Genomic DNA, 18,210 nt, shown 5'->3' with positions numbered 1-18,210 from the left:
AGAGTCTGAAGTGGACGGACGACGGGCTCAGGCGCCCACGGCTTCGAGCTCGGCCTCGATCGCGGCCTCGAGGCGCTCGCGCACCTCGGGCACGCCGATGCGGGCCAGGATCTCGTGGAAGAACCCGCGCACGACCAGCCGCCGCGCGGCCTCCTCGCCGATCCCGCGCGACTGGAGGTAGAACAACTGCTCGTCGTCGAACCTTCCCGTGGCGCTCGCGTGGCCCGCCCCCTCGATCTCGCCGGTCTCGATCTCGAGGTTCGGCACCGAGTCGGCGCGCGCGCCGGGGGTGAGCACGAGGTTGCGGTTCAGCTCGTAGGTGTCGGTGGCCTCGGCGGCCGCCCGGATCAGCACGTCGCCGATCCACACCGTGTGCGCGTCGTCGCCCTGCAGGGCGCCCTTGTACATCACGTTGGACTTGCAGTTCGGCACCGCGTGGTCCACGAACAGCCGGTGTTCCTGGTGCTGGCCGGCGTCGGCGAAGTACAGGCCGAGCATCTCGACGTCGCCGCCGCGGTCGGCGAAGGTCGCCGTGGGCGACACGCGCACCAAGTCGCCGCCGAGGGTGACGACGGTGTGCTTGAGCGTCGCGTCGCGGCCCAGCCGCAAGTGCTGCTCGGACACGTGCACCGCGTCGTCGGCCCAGTCCTGGACGCTGACGACGGTGATCCTGGCCGAGTCGCCGATGACGAACTCGACGTTGTCCGCGTAGGTGCCGGAGCCGACGTGGTCGAGCACGATCACCGCGTTGGCGAACGCCTCGGCGCGCACCTGCAGGTGGCCGTAGGCGACCTTGCCCTCGCCGGGACCGTGGATGCGCAGCACCGACGGCTTCGACGCCTCGGTCTCCTTCGGCACGGTGACGATCGTGGCCTTGGCGAAGGACGAGTACGCCTGCGCCGCGATGCGGTCGCTCGGCACGCCCGCCTCGCCGAGGCGCGCGTCGTCGCGGCCGACGGTCTCGATCTTCAGCTCCGGCGCGGCCTCGGTCTCCAGCGTGATCTCGCCGGAGGCGACGGCGGAACCGTCGTGCAGGCCGCGCAGGCGCTTCATCGGAGTGAAGCGCCAGTTTTCCTCACGCCCGCCGGGGACCTCGAAGGCCGCGACGTCGTAAGAGGTGAACCGCTCCGCGCGGGAGGCCGCCGGAATGACAGCGCCCTCCCGCAACGACTCGGCGACGTTGTTCTCGGTAACCGACATGACTAGCCGACGGACCCTTCCATCTGAAGCTCGATCAGGCGGTTCAGCTCGAGCGCGTACTCCATCGGCAGCTCGCGCGCGATGGGCTCGACGAACCCGCGCACGATCATCGCCATCGCCTCGGCCTCGTCGAGGCCGCGCGACATCAGGTAGAACAGCTGCTCTTCGCTGACCTTGGACACGGTGGCCTCGTGGCCCATGGACACCTCGTCGTTGCGGATGTCCACGTACGGGTACGTGTCCGACCGCGAGATCGTGTCCACCAGCAGGGCGTCGCAGACCACGCTGGAGCGCGAGTGGTGCGCCCGCTTGGCGACCTTGACCAGGCCGCGGTAGGAGGTCCGGCCGCCGCCGCGCGCGACCGACTTCGACACGATGGTCGAGGACGTGTGCGGCGCGAGGTGCTCCATCTTGGCCCCGGCGTCCTGGTGCTGGCCCTCGCCCGCGAACGCGACCGAGAGGACCTCGCCCTTGGCGTGCTCGCCCATGAGGAAGACCGACGGGTACTTCATGGTCACCTTGGAGCCGATGTTGCCGTCGACCCACTCCATGGTCGCGCCCTCTTCGCACTTGGCGCGCTTGGTGACCAGGTTGTAGACGTTGTTCGACCAGTTCTGGATCGTCGTGTAGCGGCAGCGGGCGCCCTTCTTCACGATGATCTCGACGACCGCGGAGTGCAGCGAGTCCGACTGGTAGATCGGCGCGGTGCAGCCCTCGACGTAGTGGACGTAGGCGTCCTCGTCGACGATGATCAGCGTCCGCTCGAACTGGCCCATGTTCTCGGTGTTGATCCGGAAGTAGGCCTGCAGCGGGATGTCGACGTGCACGCCCTTCGGCACGTAGATGAACGAGCCGCCGGACCACACCGCCGTGTTCAGCGCGGAGAACTTGTTGTCGCCGGCCGGGATCACGGAGCCGAAGTACTCCTGGAAGATCTCCGGGTGCTCCTTGAGCGCGGTGTCGGTGTCCAGGAACAGGACGCCCTGCTCCTCCAGGTCCTCGCGGATCTGGTGGTAGACGACCTCGGACTCGTACTGCGCGGCGACGCCGGCCACGAGGCGCTGCTTCTCCGCCTCGGGGATGCCCAGCTTGTCGTAGGTGTTCTTGATGTCCTCGGGCAGGTCTTCCCAGCTGGCCGCCTGCTTCTCGGTGGACCGCACGAAGTACTTGATGTTGTCGAAGTCGATCCCCGAGAGGTCGGCGCCCCAGTTCGGCATCGGCTTGAGGTCGAACAGCTTGAGCGCCTTCAAACGGGCGTCGCGCATCCACTCGGGCTCGGACTTCTTCGCGGAGATGTCGCGGACGACATCCTCGTTCAGGCCGCGGCGCGCGCTGGCGCCCGCCTCGTCGGAGTCCGCCCAGCCGAAGGCGTATTTGCCAAGGGACGCGATGGTCTCTTCCTGGCTCAACGGCTCGGTGGTGGGAGTGCGCTGCTCGGCAGCGGCAGTCATGCGGGTTTCCCTCCATTCGGGATCCGTGGTGCGTGCCCTTCCGGCGGCGCGGCCGCGGTTCCGGGCGTCGTGCGGTCCGGCTCGGGATGGGCCGGGATACCCGCCGGTCCGGCGGGTACGTGTGTGGTGCACGCGTTGTCTCCGCGCGCGATGGTCGCCAGCCGCTGGACGTGGGTGCCCAGCAGCTTCGCGAACGCTTCCGTCTCGGCCTCGCACAGCTGCGGGAATTCCGCGGCGACGTGCGCGACCGGGCAGTGGTGCTGGCACAGCTGAGCGCCGACGTGCGCGGCCGGGGTTTCCGCGCCGATCTGGCGGGTCGAGGCAGCGTAGCCCTCCCTGCTCAGCGCGGCCGCGAGGGCCTCGGCGCGCTCGACCGGATCAGCCGATCCGGTGATCGCCTGCCGGTGCGGCCCGACGAGCCCTTCGACCCGGCGCTCGGCGAACGCGCGCACCGCGTCCGGCCCGGCGTGCTCGGCGAGGAAGCGGATGGCCGAGACCGCGAGGTCGTCGTAGGCGTGCCCGAACCGGGCGCGGCCCGCTTCGGTGAGCAGGAACAGCTTGGCCGGGCGGCCGCGTCCGCGCGGGCCCTTGCGCGGGGCGTCGCGGGTCTCGGCCTCGCCGTCGGCCTGCAGCGCGTCGAGGTGCCGCCGGATCGCCGTCGGGCTGATCCCGAGCTGCTCGGCGACCACCGCGGCGGTCATCGGGCCCTGCTCCAGCAGCAGCCGGGCGACCTCGTGCCGGGTGCGGCCCTCGGCCACGTTCGCGGCGCTGACCTGCACGGGAACGCCGACGGCCGCGGCGCGCGGCTGGTCGCCGCGCCCCTCGCCGGTGGTCCCGTTCTTTTTCACAACACAAGTGTGTCTTATTTCCGGCCACCGGGCAAAGGCGGGGTGTCGCCCAGTGACCCGACTCACGCCCGGACGCGCCTCGCCGCGGCGGCACCCGGCCCCAGGTCCGTGAAGGGCTCCTTGAGGGAATCAGATTCCCTCAAGGAGCCCTTCACGGACCAACGGGAGCGACCCCGGCGCCGGGGACCGAACGGCTCGATACGCCGCGCGAACCGGAGTCGATACGCTTCCGGGCGTGGCAGTCGGCGAACACCCGGACCAGCGGTCCCCGGAACCGGACTTATCCGGTGAACCGGGCAGCGCGGACGGTGCTGGCGGCGCCGTGGCCGCCCCGCCGGTCCCCGGGGCCGCGCCGTCCCCGGTCGGGCCGCGCCGCACCGATCCGCTGAACGCCGCCGAGACCCGCGGCCTCGACGTGGTCCGCCGCTTCGGCACCGTCGGCTCCCTGTTCCTCGCGCTCGGCTCGCTCGGGGCCGGGGCCGCGCCGGTGATCAACCCGGTGCAGGACCTGCCGGTGCTGCGCCTGTTCATCCGGATCCCGACGGTCTCGCTCGCGATCGCGTTCTCCGGGATGGGCATCCTGGTGCTGAGCTGGCTCATGCTCGCCCGGTTCGCCCGTCCGGCGAGCGCGCGGCTGGCGACCAGCGGCCAGCTCGCCCGCACCGTCGCGATGTGGGTCGCGCCGCTGCTGCTGATCCCGCCGCTGTTCTCCCGCGACGTCTACAGCTACCTCGCGCAGAGCGAGATCGTGCACCGCGGCATGGACCCGTACCAGCTGGGCCCGGCGCAGGCGCTCGGCGTCGCGGATCCGCTGACCGCGGGCGTCACCAACATCTGGCGCGAGACGCCCGCCCCGTACGGCCCGCTGCTGCTGCGGCTCGGCGGCTGGCTCGCCCCGGTCGGCGGCAACAACATCGTCGCCGGGGTGCTGCTGCAGCGCGGTCTCGCGATGGTCGGCGTGCTGCTGATCGTGTGGGCGGTGCCGCGGCTGGCCCGGCGGTTCGGCGTGCAGCCGGCCACCGCGCTGTGGCTCGGCGCGGCGAACCCGTTGCTGATCTTCCATTTCGTCGCCGGCGCGCACAACGATTCGCTGGCCATCGGGCTCATGGTGGCCGGGCTGGAGATCGGCATCCGGCGGCTGCCGGTGCGGGTGAAGGGCGACAGTCCGCCGCCCTTGGCGAAGGGCGAACTGCTTTTCATCGCGCTCGGCGTCGTCATCATCACCGTCGGCGCCACGGTGAAAATCCCGGCGGTGCTGGCGTTGCCGTTCCTCTCGGTGATGGTCGCGCGGAGATGGCACGGGCGGCTGAAGGACCTGGTGTGGGCGGGCGCGCCGATGGCGCTGCTGTTCGGGGTCGTGATGGTCGCCATCTGCCTCGGCACCGGGCTCGGCTTCGGCTGGATCGGCGCCACCGCGAGCACGCCGGCGCTGGTGCGGTCGTTCATCTCCCCCACCGCGGAGATCGCGAACCTCAGCGGCGTCCTCGGCATCGCGCTCGGGCTGGGCAACCACACCGACGCGCTCGTGCCGATCCTCGGCACCCTCGGCAACGCGATCACCGCGGTCATCACCGTCAAATTCCTGTGGGCCAGCTTCAAATGGCGGTACCGGCCGATCATCGGGCTCGGCGTTTCGCTGGGCGCGGCGATGATCCTGCAGATCAACCTGCAGCCGTGGTACCTGCTGTGGGCGGTGATCCCGCTCGCCGCGGCGGCCGGGACGTCGCGCTTCCGCGTGGTCGCCACGGTGATCAGCGCCGGGCTGCCCTTCCTGCTTCCCCCCACCGGCGGCACCTTCGACGGCCGCTCCTACGTCCTGCCGTGGGCCTACGGCGCGGCCGCTCTGGTGACCCTCGGCGGCCTCGCGATCGTGTACCGGGTTTCGCCGCTGCTGTTGTCCAGGACACCTCCGGCGTCCCCAGCACCGCGCGCGCCCGCCGACGTCGTATCGTGATTCGTTGTGGACAACCCCGCCGTCGAGATCTCCGGCTTGGCGAAAAGCTACGGCTCCACCACCGCGGTCGACGGCATCGACCTGCGCATGGAGCGTGGTTCCCTGCTGGCCCTGCTCGGGCCGAACGGCGCCGGAAAAACGACCACTGTCGAGATTTGCGAGGGTTTCCGCAGACCTGACGCGGGCCGGGTGCGCGTGCTCGGCCTCGACCCGGTAGCGGACAGCTCGCGGCTCCGCCCGCGCGTCGGCATCATGCCCCAGGGCGGCGGCGCGTACCCGGGCGTGCGCGCGGAGGAAATGCTGCGGCTGGTCGCTTCCTGCGCGGCGAACCCGCACGATCCGGCGTGGCTGCTCGACGTGCTCGGGCTCGCCGGCGCGAAGCGGACCCCGTTCAAACGGCTTTCCGGCGGGCAGCAGCAACGGCTTTCGCTGGCGTGCGCGCTGGTCGGACGGCCGGAGCTGGTGTTCCTGGACGAGCCCACCGCGGGCATGGACCCGCAGGCGCGGCGGCTCGTGTGGGACCTGCTCGCGGCCCTGCGCGCGGACGGCGTGAGCGTCCTGCTCACCACGCACCTGATGGAGGAGGCGGAAACGCTGGCCGACCAGGTGGTGATCGTGGACCACGGCAAGGTGGTCGTCGAGGGCACGCCGCATTCGCTGACGCTGGAGGCGGGCGAGGCGGCGCAGCTGCGATTCCGCGCCCGGACGAAACTCGACACGACGCTGCTCGCGGCCGCGCTGCCGGAGGGCTACCGGGTCAGCGAAACCGCGCCCGGTTCGTACCTGGTGGAGGGCGCGGTCGACCCGCAGGTGGTCTCGGCCGTCACCGCCTGGTGCGCGCAACAGGGCGTGCTGCCCGAACAACTGCAAGTCGGACGGCGGACGCTCGAAGAAGTGTTCCTCGAACTCACCGGACGGGAGCTGCGCGCATGAGTTCTCCGTTCCCCGCGGGGACTTTCGCCCCCGCGCCCGGCCGCGGCTCGCTCGGCAAGATGCTGCGCACGCACGCGCGCGTCGAGGCCGCGCTGACCCTGCGGCACGGCGAGCAGCTGCTGCTCACGCTCATCATTCCGCTCGCGCTGCTGATCGGCCTGAGCCTGCTGGACATCCTGCCCGCGAGCCAGCTCGGTTCGACGTCCAAAGTGGACTGGATGACGCCGCGCATCCTCGCGCTGGCGGTCATGTCGTCGGCCTTCACCGGCCAGGCGATCGCACTCGGCTTCGACCGGCGGTACGGCGTGCTGAAGCGGCTTTCGGCGACGGCGCTGCCGCGCTGGCTGCTGGTGGCCGGGCGGGTCGTGGCGGCGCTGGTCGTGGTCGCGCTGCAGTCCGTGGTGCTCGGCGTGGTGGCGGCGTTCCTGGGCTGGTCGCCGTCGGCCGCCGGGATCGGCTCCGCGGTGGTGCTGCTGGTGCTGGGGACGCTGGCTTTCGGCGCGCTGGGCGTGCTGCTGGGCGGCGCGTTGCGCGCGGAAGCGGTGCTCGCGCTGGCGAACATCGTGTGGTTCGTGCTGCTGCTGGCGGGCGGGATCCTGCTGGCTCCGTCGGCGCTGCCGTCCGGGGTCGGCCTCGTGGTTTCGCTGCTGCCCTCGGGCGCGCTGGCGGAAGGCATGCGTGCCGCGCTGGTGGACGGGCAGTTCCCGGTCGGGTCGGCGGCGGTGCTGGCGGTGTGGGCCGCGGTCGCCGGAGTGCTGGCGACGCGGACGACAAAACTCACCTGAATCCCACGTCCGGAATTTCGAGCACCGCCCGGAAATCGGGCGCTATTGTGACTGCCGCCGCACCCGATTCCTTGCGCACGCTGGCAAATCCGGGCGGAACAATACCGCCGCGTGCGGGCGGGAAAACGCGCGCGAGTATTCTTTCCGCGTGTCCCTTCGCAGTTTGATCGCCCGCCTGCCGTATCCGTCCGTCGCGGTCCAGCGCGGCGTCGGGATCGCCGCGGTGATCACGCAGGCAGGCATCGGCGTCACCGGGTCCGTGGTGCGCGTGACCGGGTCCGGGCTGGGCTGCCCGACCTGGCCGCAGTGCGTCGCGGGCAGCCTGGTGCCGGTGCGGCACTCCGGGATCGACGCCGTCACGCAGTGGATCGAGTTCTCGAACCGGATGCTGACCGGCGTCGTGATCGTGGTGGCCGCGCTCGCCGTGCTCACCGCGTGGCGGATCCAGATCGACCACCCGGAGCGCAAGCGGCTGGTGAAGCTCGCCTGGACGATGCCCGGCGGCGTCGTGCTGCAGGCGGTCATCGGCGGGCTGACGGTGCTGGCGAAACTGGAATGGTGGACCGTCGCGATCCACTTCCTGGCTTCGACGCCGCTCGTGTGGCTGGCGGTTTTGCTGCTGAAGGCGTTCCGCGAAGGAGACGAACCCGCGCGCCCGCTGGTCCCGAAGCTGGGACGGCAGATGCTGGTGCTGCTGACGGTGCTGATGTGGGCGGTCCTGATCGCCGGCACGACGGTCACCGGAGCGGGCCCGCACGGCGGCGACGCCAACACGCACCGCCTCGACGCCCCGATCGAGCAGCTGGCCCGGATCCACAGCGGCCTGCTGATCGCGTACCTGGTCGTGCTGGGGGTCTTCGGGCTCACGCTGATGCGGGTCGGTGCGCCGAAGAGCGTCTGGCAGCGGTACGCCTGGGCGTGGATTGTCGCGCTCCTGCAGGGCGTTCTCGGGACAGTGCAGTACGCACTCGGCGTGCCCGAAGCGATGGTGTCGTTCCACGTCCTCGGCTCCGCCCTCGTGATCGTCGTGACGGCCGTGCTGTGGACAGGCACCCGCGACCGCGGGCCGGTCACCTCACTGGAGCCCGCCGAGAAGCGGGAACTCGCCGCCGCGAACTGACGGCCATCCAGACCGCATTCGGGCTCACGCTGATGCGGGCGCGTCTGGCAGCGGTACGCCTGGGCGTGGATTGTCGCGCTCCTGCAGGGCGTTCTCGGGACAGTGCAGTACGCACTCGGCGTGCCCGAAGCGATGGTGTCGTTCCACGTCCTCGGCTCCGCCCTCGTGATCGTCGTGACGGCCGTGCTGTGGACAGGCACCCGCGACCGCGGGCCGGTCACCTCACTGGAGCCCGCCGAGAAGCGGGAACTCGCCGCCGCGAACTGACGGTCATCCAGGCGTAACTGCGCGTCGGCCCGGCGGACAGGTCGGCGGCTTACCGTCGTCGCCGTCCGGCTTTCCGAAAAGCCCGAGGTGCCGCCATGCCGACCGTCCCTGCCCGTGCCGCCAAACCGCTGCTTTCCGGGCGGCGCGGGAACGCCGAGATGATCGTGCTCAAGACGTTCCTGCTCGTGCCGTTCGCCGCGCTGATCGCCGCCGTGCCGCTGCTGTGGGGCTGGGGCATCGGCTGGACCGACCTGATCCTCGCGACCGTCTTCTACGTGTTCGCCACGCTCGGCGTCACCGTCGGGTACCACCGCTATTTCACGCACGGCGCGTTCAAAGCGGGCCGCCCGCTGCGGATCGCGCTGGCGATCGCGGGCAGCATGGCGGTGCAGGGTTCGGTGATTTTCTGGGTCGCGAGCCACCGCCGCCACCACGCGTTCTCCGACCGCGAGGGCGATCCGCATTCCCCGTGGCTGTTCGGCACGTCGCCGTCGGCGCTGCTGCGCGGGTTCTGGCACGCGCACATGGGCTGGATGTTCCAGCGCGAGGTCACCAACGCCGACCGCTTCGCTCCCGACCTCGTCGGCGACCGCGACCTGCGCGTGGTGAACCGGTTCTTCTGGCTGTGGATCACGCTGAGCCTCGCCCTGCCCGCCGCGCTCGGCTGGGCGTTCAGCGGCACCTGGCAGGGCGCGCTGACGGCGTTCTTCTGGGCCGGGCTGGTGCGGATCGCGTTCCTGCACCACGTCACGTGGTCGGTGAACTCGGTGTGCCACCTCATCGGCGACCGCCCGTTCGCGAGCCGCGACCGCGCGGCGAACTTCTGGCCGCTGGCGCTGCTGTCGATGGGAGAGTCCTGGCACAACTCCCACCACGCCGACCCGACCTGCGCCCGGCACGGCGTCCTGCGCGGCCAGGTCGACGTCTCGGCGCGGGTGATCTGGGCCTTCGAACGACTCGGCTGGGCGACCGACGTCCGCTGGCCCCGCGCGGAACGGCTGGCTGCGAAACGGCGGCCGAGCTAGGCCAACTGCTGCCGCACCGCCGACGCGAACCGCAACGGGGCACCCGCGTCCGCGTGCCGGAAGCCCAGCGACGGCTCGGTCAACTCCAGCTCCAGCACCAGCGGACGCCCGTCGTCCCCGCGCACCAAATCGACCCGCGCGTACAACAGTTCGGCCCGCAAAATCCCCAGCAACCCACAAGCCGCGTCCAGCGCGTCCTCCGCGACCGCACGCACTTCCGGAGCCGGGACCGCGGCCGCGAGCCGTTCCTCGCGATACAGTCCGGAACTGTCCAATGCGGACTCCAGCAACGCGAATTTCGTGAAGGCGTGCGAATAAACGCCGCCGAAGAACGTCACCGAGATCTCGCCCTGATTGTCCACACTGGACTGATACGGCTGCACCAGAGCCGTGCGCCCGTCTTCGTGCAACGCGCGCAGATGCTGCTCCGCGTCCGCACCGCCGGAAGAGAACCGGGCGGCGCCGCGGCCTCCCGCGCCCACCGAAGGCTTCACCACGAACGGCTTCTTCGGCCAGCGCGGCTTCTCCCCCGGCGGCACGATCTCGACCGGCACCGTCGGCACGCCCGCGTCGAGCAGTTCGCCGAGATACGTCTTGTCCGTGTTCCACCGCACGACCGCGGCCGGGTTGCTCAGCCCCGGCACGTCCTCGCACCAGCTGAGGAATTCCTCCCGGCGCTCCGGGTAGTCCCAGGCCGCGCGCAGCACGACGATGTCGGCCGAGGAGAAGTCCGCGGCCGCGTCCCAGGCCGCCCAGCTCACCGTGAACCCAAGGTCCGCGAGCGCGGGCAGCACCGCGGCCTCGTCGCCGTCGCCTTCGGGCAACGCGGCGCAGCCGACGAAAATCGCCGAGCGGGTCACCGGCCCGCCCGCGGCCCGGCCATCTTGCGCCGGTGCGCGGCACCGATTTTGACCGTCTTCACGGTTTCGCTGTCCCACTCCGCGGCTTCGAGGTCGTCGACCTGCTCGACCAGCGCGTTCCCGGTCTCGACCCCGGCCACCAGCACGTCGCCCATCGCCCCGTCCGGGCCCACGAGCACGACCCGCGCGCCGGCGAGGCCGATGTTCTCGACCACGGCGCGCGACGGTTTGCCGTGCTTCGCCACGAAGTCGCGGGCGGACGCCAGCTGGCGGGCAGTCGGCGCGGTCGGCGTGTTTTCGGTCTCCTCAGCCACGTCCGGAGCTTAACCCGAGACCCCCGCCCCCGCGGCCTGACCGTGTTCTCGGCCATAGTGGACGCCGGACGCGCACATCTCGAGGAGGAACCATGCCGACCGCAGTGCAGGTGACCCGGACCGGCGGCCCGGAAGTGCTGGAACTGGCCGAGCTCGAACCCGGTCCGCCGGGCGCGGGCGAACTGCTGGTCGACCTCGCCGCGGCGGGCGTCAACTACATCGACACCTACCAGCGCGAGGGCATCTACCCGATCGACCTGCCGTTCGTCCTCGGTTCCGAGGGCGCCGGGACGGTCGTGGAAACCGGCGAGGGCGTCACCGGATTCGCGCCCGGCGACCGCGTGACCTGGCAGGGCGTGCTCGGCAGCTACGCCCAGCGCGCGGTGGTCCCGGCCAGCGCCACGGTGAAGGTGCCGGACGGCGTGTCCGACGAGACCGCCGCCGCCACGATGCTGCAGGGCCTGACCGCGCACTACCTGGTGCGCTCGACCTACGAAGTGCAGGAAGGCGACGACATCCTCGTCCACGCGGCCGCCGGCGGCGTCGGACTGCTGCTGGTCCAGTTGGCGAAGGCGCGCGGCGCGCGAGTGCTGGCCACGGTGTCCACCGACGAGAAGGCCGAGTTGGCCCGGGGCGCGGGCGCGGACCACGTGATCCGCTACGACCGCGAGGACTTCGCCGCCGTAACCCGCGAGCTGACCAACGGTGAAGGCGTCGCGGCGGTGTACGACGGCGTCGGCAAGAGCACCGTCGACGGCAGCCTCGCGAGCCTGAAGATCCGCGGCACCCTCGCGCTGTTCGGCGCGGCCAGCGGCCCGGTGCCGCCGATCGACCCGCAGCGGCTCAACTCCGGCGGTTCGCTGTTCCTGACCCGCCCGACGCTCGCGCACTACCTGCGCACCCGCGAGGAACTCGACTGGCGGGCGGGCGAACTGTTCGCCGCCGTGCAGGACGGTTCGCTGAACGTCCGCATCGGCGGCCGCTACCCGCTCGCCGACGCCCGCAAGGCCCACGAGGACCTGCAAGGCCGCCGGACGACCGGGAAGCTGCTGCTGATCCCCTAGCTCAGCCGACCGAGAGGGCGTCGGTCACGAAGACCAGCGTTTCGTTGGGCGCGATGCCGCGTCCGCCGTCCTTGTAGGCCAGGGCGGGCGGGATGATCATCAGCCGCCGCCCGCCCTGTTTGACGCCGACGAGGCCCTGGTCCCAGCCCTCGATCACCTGGCCGGCTCCGAGGTCGAGGCCGAACGGCTCGCCGCGGTCGAACGAGCTGTCCAGCTTCTTCTTGTTAGACCAGGTGACGACCACGTAGTTCATGGACAGCTTCGACCCGGCGGCCGCGGCCTTCCCGGTGCCCTCCGACAGGTCCTTCGTGATCAGCTTCTTCGGCGGGGCGCAGTCGTCCGGGATGGTGATCGTCGGCGCCTGGCCGAAGTTCCCGGTGGTCTTGATGTCGTCCGCGGTGCACTCGCGGCTCGGGGCCGCCGGGGCCGCGCCGCTGTCGCCGCCGCAGGCCGTAAGGCCGAACGCGGCGACTGTCGCGACCGCGCCGATGACAGCTGTCCTGCCGAATGTCTGCATGGCGGAAGATTAACCAAGCCCGCCGAGAGCAGGCACTGCCGGACCAGTCCGCACCACGCCGAGCCGCTGGGTCGCCCTGGTCAGAGCCACGTACAGGTCGTTGAGCCCGCGCGGCGAGCCCGCCACGATCTCGTCCGGCGACACCAGCACGACCCCGTCGAACTCCAAGCCCTTGGCACGGTCGACGGTCAGCACGCTCAGCCGCTCGTCCTCCGGAAGCAGCTTCCGCACCTCGTCGAGGCGGCCGCCCGGCACCAGCACCGCGACCGTCCCACCGTCCACAGCGGACAGTTCCGCGGCGGCCAGCGAAGGCAGTTCCTCCTCCAGCGAAGCGACCCGCACGCCCCACGGCGGCACCCCGGTCTCGCGCACCGAGGTCGGGGCCACCAGGTCCACGTCGAGTTCGGCGAGCACGCCCGCCGCGACCGCCATGATCTCCGCCGGGGTCCGGTAGTTCACCGTCAGCTGCTCCAGCCGCCAGCGGTCCGCGACGTACGGCGACAGCACCTCGTCCCAGGTCCGCGCTCCCCCGGCGGCCCCGGTCTGCGCGACGTCGCCGACCAGCGTCATCGACCGGTTCGGCGTGCGGCGCATCAGCAGCCGCCAGTCCATCGCGGACAGTTCCTGCGCCTCGTCGACGATCACGTGCCCGAAGGTCCACGTCCGGTCCGCCGCGGCCCGCTGCGCCGCGGTCAGTTCGCTGCGCGCCTGCTGGCGTTCGGCGAACAACTCCGCGTCCAGCACGTCGGACACCCGCAGGATCTCCTCGTCCTGGATTTCCTCGTCCTGCTCGAGAATGTCCAGCACGCCCTCGGCATACGCGCGCTCGACGCGTTCCTGGCGCTTCTGCTCGGCCTGCTCCTCGGAGTCGTCGCTGCCGAGCAGTTCGGCCAGTTCGTCCAGCAGCGGCACGTCAGCGGGCGTCCACTTCGCGTCGCGGCCGCTCTCCAGGTGCTTCCGGTCCTCTTCGGACAGCAGTTCGCCGGCCGCCCGGTCGAGGTGTTCGCGGTCGGCGAACAGGTCGTCGAGCAGGCCCGCCGGGGTGAGTTTCGGCCACAGCGAGTTCAGCGCGGCGGCCACCGCGGGGCTCGCCGCCAGCTCGGCGCGGATGTCCTGGACGTCCTGCGCGTCCAGCAGATCCTCGCCCAGCGCGCGGGCGGCCTGGCGAGTAAGAGCGTCGAGAACGTCGGACACGAACAGCCGCCGCGCGAGGTTGTGCGGCCGCCGCGAACGACGGGCCCGGGCACGCGCCTGCGTGCAGGTTTTGCGGTCGAGCTTGAGGATCTCGCGTTCGTGCTCGATCTCGATCACCGGATCGGGTACCCCTTGCCGGTCGCGGACCGCCTTGGCGAGCACCTCGGCCATCACCAGCCGGCCCTTCACCTCGGCCGCCTCCGGGGACTCGGCGCCGTCCGCGTCCAGTCCCGGCCACAGCTGCCCGATGGTCGAGAGCAGCACGCCGGTCTCGCCGAGCGACGGCAGCACCTGGCCGATGTAGCGCAGGAAGGTCGAGTTCGGGCCGACGACGAGCACGCCGCGCGTGGTCAGCTGCTGGCGGTGCGTGTAAAGCAGATACGCCGCGCGATGCAGCGCGACCGCGGTCTTGCCGGTGCCCGGCGCGCCCTGCACCACCATCACCCCGCCGAGCGGCGCGCGGATGATCCGGTCCTGCTCGGCCTGGATGGTGGCGACGATGTCGGCCATCTCGCCGGTCCGGCGGCGCTCCAGCGCGGCCAGCAGCGCGGCCTCGCCGGCCAGCCCGAGATCCTGGCCCTGGTCGGCGGCGGTCAGGTCGAGGATCTCGTCGTCGAACCCGGTGACGCGACGGCTCAGCGAGCGCAGATGCCGGCGGCGGCGCACGCCGTCCGGCGAAGCGGCGGTGGCGAGATAGAACGGCCGCGCGACCGGCGCGCGCCAGTCGATCAGCAGCGGCCGGTAGTCGTCGTCCTCGTCGAACAGCCCGAGCCGGCCGATGTAGGCGGTCTCCTCTTCGCTGCCGGGCGCGAAGTCCAGCCGCCCGAAGCACAAGCCTTGCTCGACCGAGCCGAGCTGGGCGAGCCGGTCGCTGTGCAGAACGGTGGCGGCTTCGCGTTCGGTCCGCGCCTGCGGCGTCCCGCCGGTCTGGCGCAGGGTCTCGTCCAGCCGGCGCTGGGTCTGGGCACGTTCGGCGTCGAGCTTCGCGAACAGGGCGTCGGTGTAGGCCTGCTCGCGGCGCAGCTCGGCTTCGTAGGCCGGTTCCTCGGGCAAGGAAAGCTCCTGCTTTCAGGTCGGGATCGGGGCCGGAAGAGTGCAACCGGCGAGGATCCCGGGCCATTCCTGCCCGGTCCGGAACGGGTCAGTACGAGTCAGAACGGGAGGCCGAGGACCGGCAGGCCGATCGCCGAGTCGACCGCCAGCGCGACGAACACGATCATCAGGTACGTGTTCGACCGGTGGAACAGCGCCATCGGCTTGGTCTCCTCGCCGCGGTGCACGGCGGCCTGCAGCCGGTGCGCGTAGAAGAGGAACCAGCCGCCGGCGAGGATCGCGAAGGTCGCGTACAGCCAGCTGGTGACCGGGAGCAGCAGCAGCGTCCAGGCGACCATCACCCACGAGTAGATGACGATCTGCCGGGCCACGTGCTCGGCGGTCGCGACGACCGGCAGCATCGGCACGCCCGCGCGCTCGTAGTCGTCGCGGTACTTCATGCCCAGCGCCCAGGTGTGCGGCGGGGTCCAGAAGAAGATCACGCCGAACATCACGAACGCGGGCCACTGCACGGTGCCAGTGACCGCGACCCAGCCGATCAGCACCGGCATGCAGCCCGCCGCGCCGCCCCAGACCACGTTCTGCGACGTCCGCCGCTTGAGGCCCAGGGTGTAGACGAAGATGTAGAACAGGATGGTCGCGATCGCGAGGACCGCCGCCAGCAGGTTCACCGTGAAGTACAGGACGGCGAACGAGGCGAGGCCGAGGACCAGGCCGAAGATCAAGGCGTTGCGCCGCGGCACCGCGTCCTTCACCAGCGGGCGCCGCTTGGTGCGGTTCATGACCTTGTCGATGTCGCTGTCGATCACGCAGTTGAGCGCGTTCGCGCTGCCCGCGGCCATCGTGCCGCCGATCAGCGTCGCGACCACCAGCCACGGGTTCGGCACCTCGCGCCCGGCGAGGAACATCGCGGGGATCGTGGTGACGAGGAGAAGCTCGATGACGCGCGGCTTCGCCAGCGCGGCGTACGCGCCGGCCACCTGGCGGAAGCTTCGCCGGGCCCCGTGCGGTCGCCCGCCGTCCGGGGGTACGGCGCTGGTGTCTTCACTGCGTCCGTGCGCAGCGTTCACCAACGACATTTCTCTCCCTGAGTCAGTCCTGGGCCGGGTGGTCCGGAAGAAAACAGCCGGTGCTGCGTGGAAACTTCCGTGCCTGGCCCGCGATCGATGGTAGACGTGGCGGCCCGGCCCGACGCCCGCGGGTCCGGGACACGCCCGGCGATGTCTTCTCCGTCACGCCGCCCGCCCGGGACGCGATGAGTCGCGAGGGCCCGCGGCGGGTAGCCGAGTACGGACAGGCGGGCAGGATCACCTCACCCGCAGGGCTGTCGCCCGCGCTCGCGCGCACACGTACGCACTAGGGTGACAGCGACGGGCCGCACGCTCCGCCTGCGCAGCGCCGCCAGCAGGAATATCGTCCCTTCGGGATCGATTGAGATAACTGACGGCGCACACCGCAGCACCCGGGCGGCACGCACTGAATACAGCCATCACCTCACCGACGCAGGAGTTCGAGTTCAGTGTCCGAAACCTCTAGCAGCGAGACCAACCCCTTGCTCCGGCGCAACGTGCCGGCCGACTGGACCGAGACCGACACCCGCGCCGTAGACACCGCCCGGGTACTGGCCGCGGACGCCGTCGAGAACTGCGGCAGCGGGCACCCCGGCACCGCGATGAGCCTGGCGCCGCTGGCGTACACGCTGTTCCAGCGCACCATGCGGCACGACCCGGCGGACCCGGAGTGGCCCGCCCGCGACCGGTTCGTCCTCTCCGCCGGGCACTCCAGCCTGACCCTCTACATCCAGCTGTACCTGGCCGGGTTCGGCCTCGAGCTGGAGGACCTCGAGCAGCTGCGCCGCTGGGGCTCCAAGACCCCGGGCCACCCGGAGTACCGGCACACCAAGGGCGTCGAGACGACGACCGGCCCGCTGGGCCAGGGCCTCGCGAACGGCGTCGGCATGGCGATGGCGGCCCGCCGCGAGCGCGGCCTGCTGGACCCGGACGCCGCTCCCGGCGAGAGCATCTTCGACCACTTCATCTACGTGATCGCCTCCGACGGCGACATCGAAGAGGGCGTCACCTCCGAGGCCTCTTCCATCGCGGGCCGCCAGGAGCTGGGCAACCTGATCGTCTTCTACGACGACAACAAGATCTCCATCGAGGACGACACCAACATCGCGCTGTCCGAGGACGTCGCGAAGCGGTACGAGGCCTACGGCTGGCACGTGCAGACCGTCGAGGGCGGCGAGGACGTCGTCGCGATCGAGGCGGCCATCAAGGCGGCGCAGGCCGAGACCACGCGGCCGTCGTTCATCCAGCTGCGCACGATCATCGGCTACCCGGCCCCGACGAAGATGAACACCGGCAAGGCGCACGGCGCGGCGCTGGGCGCGGAAGAGGTCGCGGGCGTCAAGAAGGCGCTGGGCTTCGACCCGGAGAAGAACTTCGCCGTCGAGGACGCGGTGCTCTCGCACACCCGCCAGGCGATCGAGCGCGGCGAGAAGCTGCGCGCCGAATGGCAGGAGCGCTTCGAGGCGTGGGCCGCGGCGAACCCGGAGCGCAAGAAGCTGGCCGACCGGCTGTCGACCCGCACGCTGCCCGAGGGCTTCGCGGACAACCTGCCGTCGTGGGAGCCGGACGCCAAGGGCATCGCGACCCGCAAGGCCTCCGGCGAGGTGCTCAACGCGCTGGCCGAGCCGCTGCCCGAGCTGTGGGGCGGTTCCGCGGACCTCGCGGAGAGCAACAACACCACCATGAAGGGCGCCGACTCGTTCGGCCCGGCCGCGGCCGGCACCGACATGTGGAAGACCAACCCGTACGGCCGCACGCTGCACTTCGGCATCCGCGAGCACGCGATGGGCTCGATCCTCAACGGCATCGCGCTGCACGGCGGCACCCGGCCCTACGGCGCGACCTTCCTCACCTTCTCCGACTACATGCGCCCACCGGTCCGGCTCGCCGCGCTGATGAAGGCCCCGGTCATCTACGTGTGGACGCACGACTCGATCGGCCTCGGCGAGGACGGCCCGACGCACCAGCCGATCGAGCAGATCGCCGCGCTGCGCGCGATCCCGGGCCTCAACGTCGTCCGCCCGGCGGACGCCAACGAGACCGCGTACGCGTGGAAGGCCGTGCTGGAGGACGTGCACCACCCGTCCGGCTTCGCGCTGACCCGGCAGAACGTTCCGGTGCTGGAAGGCACCAACGCCGAGGGCGTCAAGCGGGGCGGCTACGTGCTGGCCGAGGCGTCCAACGGCGCCCCGGAGGTCGTGCTGATCGCGACCGGTTCCGAGGTCCAGCTGGCCGTCGAGGCGCGCAAGACCCTCGAGGCCGACGGCATCCCGGCCAGCGTCGTCTCGATGCCGTGCGTCGAGTGGTTCGACGCGCAGGACCAGGACTACAAGGACGCCGTCCTGCCGCCGACGGTCAAGGCCCGCGTTTCGGTCGAGGCCGGGATCGCGATGCCGTGGCAGCGCTTCACCGGCGACGCCGGCGAGAACGTGTCGATCGAGCACTACGGAGCCTCGGCCGACGCCGCGACGCTGTTCCGCGAGTTCGGCTTCACCGCCGAAGCCGTGGTCGACGCCGCCCGCCGCTCGATCGCCAACACCAAGAACTGAAGGGAG

At 71.1% G+C, this 18,210-nt stretch carries 16 protein-coding genes; 8 read left to right on the top strand and 8 right to left on the bottom strand.

Features of this window, described 5'->3' with window-relative positions; all coding sequences use genetic code 11:
- Positions 1–27 precede the first annotated feature (27 nt).
- From sufD to CU254_RS11800, 3 genes are read right to left on the bottom strand one after another with little or no spacing between them, the layout of a single operon-like run.
- Positions 28–1,200 carry a Fe-S cluster assembly protein SufD gene (gene sufD, locus CU254_RS11810; RefSeq protein ID WP_009075913.1) on the bottom strand — a complete coding sequence of 391 codons (1,173 nt, stop codon included), beginning with the start codon at positions 1,198–1,200 and terminating at the stop codon, positions 28–30.
- Between the two features lie 2 nt (positions 1,201–1,202).
- A complete protein-coding gene (gene sufB, locus CU254_RS11805; protein WP_009075912.1) occupies positions 1,203–2,651 on the bottom strand; it encodes a Fe-S cluster assembly protein SufB in 1,449 nt (482 codons plus the stop codon).
- Positions 2,648–3,499: a metalloregulator ArsR/SmtB family transcription factor gene (locus CU254_RS11800; RefSeq protein ID WP_037713380.1), complete on the bottom strand. Its 852-nt coding sequence runs from the start codon at positions 3,497–3,499 to the stop codon at positions 2,648–2,650. Before CU254_RS11800 ends, sufB begins: the two co-directional genes overlap by 4 nt.
- 322 nt (positions 3,500–3,821) lie before the next feature.
- Between CU254_RS11800 and mptB the strand changes: the two genes are divergently transcribed.
- The 6 genes from mptB to CU254_RS11770 all read left to right on the top strand — a co-directional run bounded on the left by mptB (position 3,822) and on the right by CU254_RS11770 (position 9,583).
- Positions 3,822–5,453 (top strand): polyprenol phosphomannose-dependent alpha 1,6 mannosyltransferase MptB, encoded by a 1,632-nt coding sequence (gene mptB / locus CU254_RS11795; RefSeq protein ID WP_037716963.1) that lies wholly within the window; start codon positions 3,822–3,824, stop codon positions 5,451–5,453.
- A gap of 6 nt (positions 5,454–5,459) precedes the next feature.
- Positions 5,460–6,386, top strand: coding sequence for an ABC transporter ATP-binding protein (locus CU254_RS11790; RefSeq protein WP_009075909.1), 927 nt, complete (start codon positions 5,460–5,462; stop codon positions 6,384–6,386).
- Positions 6,383–7,171: an ABC transporter permease gene (locus tag CU254_RS11785; RefSeq protein WP_037713379.1), complete on the top strand. Its 789-nt coding sequence runs from the start codon at positions 6,383–6,385 to the stop codon at positions 7,169–7,171. The genes CU254_RS11790 and CU254_RS11785 overlap by 4 nt, the downstream gene beginning before the upstream one ends.
- A 148-nt stretch (positions 7,172–7,319) precedes the next feature.
- Positions 7,320–8,291, top strand: coding sequence for a heme A synthase (locus CU254_RS11780; RefSeq protein ID WP_009075907.1), 972 nt, complete (start codon positions 7,320–7,322; stop codon positions 8,289–8,291).
- Between the two features lie 120 nt (positions 8,292–8,411).
- The gene (locus tag CU254_RS11775) at positions 8,412–8,558 is read left to right on the top strand and encodes a hypothetical protein (protein ID WP_199841126.1); all 147 of its coding nucleotides are present in this window, start codon (positions 8,412–8,414) and stop codon (positions 8,556–8,558) included.
- 95 nt (positions 8,559–8,653) lie between these two features.
- Positions 8,654–9,583, top strand: coding sequence for an acyl-CoA desaturase (locus CU254_RS11770; protein WP_009075905.1), 930 nt, complete (start codon positions 8,654–8,656; stop codon positions 9,581–9,583).
- On the opposite strand, the gene CU254_RS11765 is transcribed toward CU254_RS11770, so the two are convergent.
- Positions 9,580–10,443, bottom strand: a complete 864-nt coding sequence (locus CU254_RS11765; RefSeq protein ID WP_037713375.1) for a RimK family alpha-L-glutamate ligase — start codon at positions 10,441–10,443, stop codon at positions 9,580–9,582. The two genes, CU254_RS11770 and CU254_RS11765, sit on opposite strands and share 4 nt — an antisense overlap.
- The gene (locus tag CU254_RS11760; protein ID WP_009075903.1) at positions 10,440–10,757 is read right to left on the bottom strand and encodes a hypothetical protein; all 318 of its coding nucleotides are present in this window, start codon (positions 10,755–10,757) and stop codon (positions 10,440–10,442) included. Before CU254_RS11760 ends, CU254_RS11765 begins: the two co-directional genes overlap by 4 nt.
- Positions 10,758–10,849: 92 nt before the next feature.
- Here CU254_RS11760 and CU254_RS11755 point away from each other — a divergent pair, with 92 nt between their 5' ends.
- Positions 10,850–11,821, top strand: a complete 972-nt coding sequence (locus tag CU254_RS11755) for a quinone oxidoreductase (RefSeq protein ID WP_009075902.1) — start codon at positions 10,850–10,852, stop codon at positions 11,819–11,821.
- A 1-nt stretch (position 11,822) separates the two neighbouring features.
- Here the strand turns inward: CU254_RS11755 and CU254_RS11750 are convergent, their stop codons facing one another.
- From CU254_RS11750 to CU254_RS11740, 3 genes are all read right to left on the bottom strand, one after another.
- Positions 11,823–12,338: an FKBP-type peptidyl-prolyl cis-trans isomerase gene (locus CU254_RS11750; RefSeq protein ID WP_009075901.1), complete on the bottom strand. Its 516-nt coding sequence runs from the start codon at positions 12,336–12,338 to the stop codon at positions 11,823–11,825.
- A gap of 9 nt (positions 12,339–12,347) precedes the next feature.
- Positions 12,348–14,585 carry an AAA family ATPase gene (locus CU254_RS11745; RefSeq protein ID WP_009075900.1) on the bottom strand — a complete coding sequence of 746 codons (2,238 nt, stop codon included), beginning with the start codon at positions 14,583–14,585 and terminating at the stop codon, positions 12,348–12,350.
- A 98-nt stretch (positions 14,586–14,683) separates the two neighbouring features.
- A complete protein-coding gene (locus CU254_RS11740) occupies positions 14,684–15,664 on the bottom strand; it encodes a heme o synthase (protein WP_037713373.1) in 981 nt (326 codons plus the stop codon).
- A gap of 440 nt (positions 15,665–16,104) precedes the next feature.
- Between CU254_RS11740 and tkt the strand changes: the two genes are divergently transcribed.
- The gene (gene tkt / locus CU254_RS11735; protein WP_009075898.1) at positions 16,105–18,204 is read left to right on the top strand and encodes a transketolase; all 2,100 of its coding nucleotides are present in this window, start codon (positions 16,105–16,107) and stop codon (positions 18,202–18,204) included.
- Positions 18,205–18,210: the final 6 nt, after the last annotated feature.

This window comes from Amycolatopsis sp. AA4, assembly GCF_002796545.1.
Lineage (GTDB): Bacteria > Actinomycetota > Actinomycetes > Mycobacteriales > Pseudonocardiaceae > Amycolatopsis.
The sequence above is the reverse complement of the archived record's forward strand: the minus strand, read 5'-3'. Positions and strand labels throughout refer to the sequence as shown.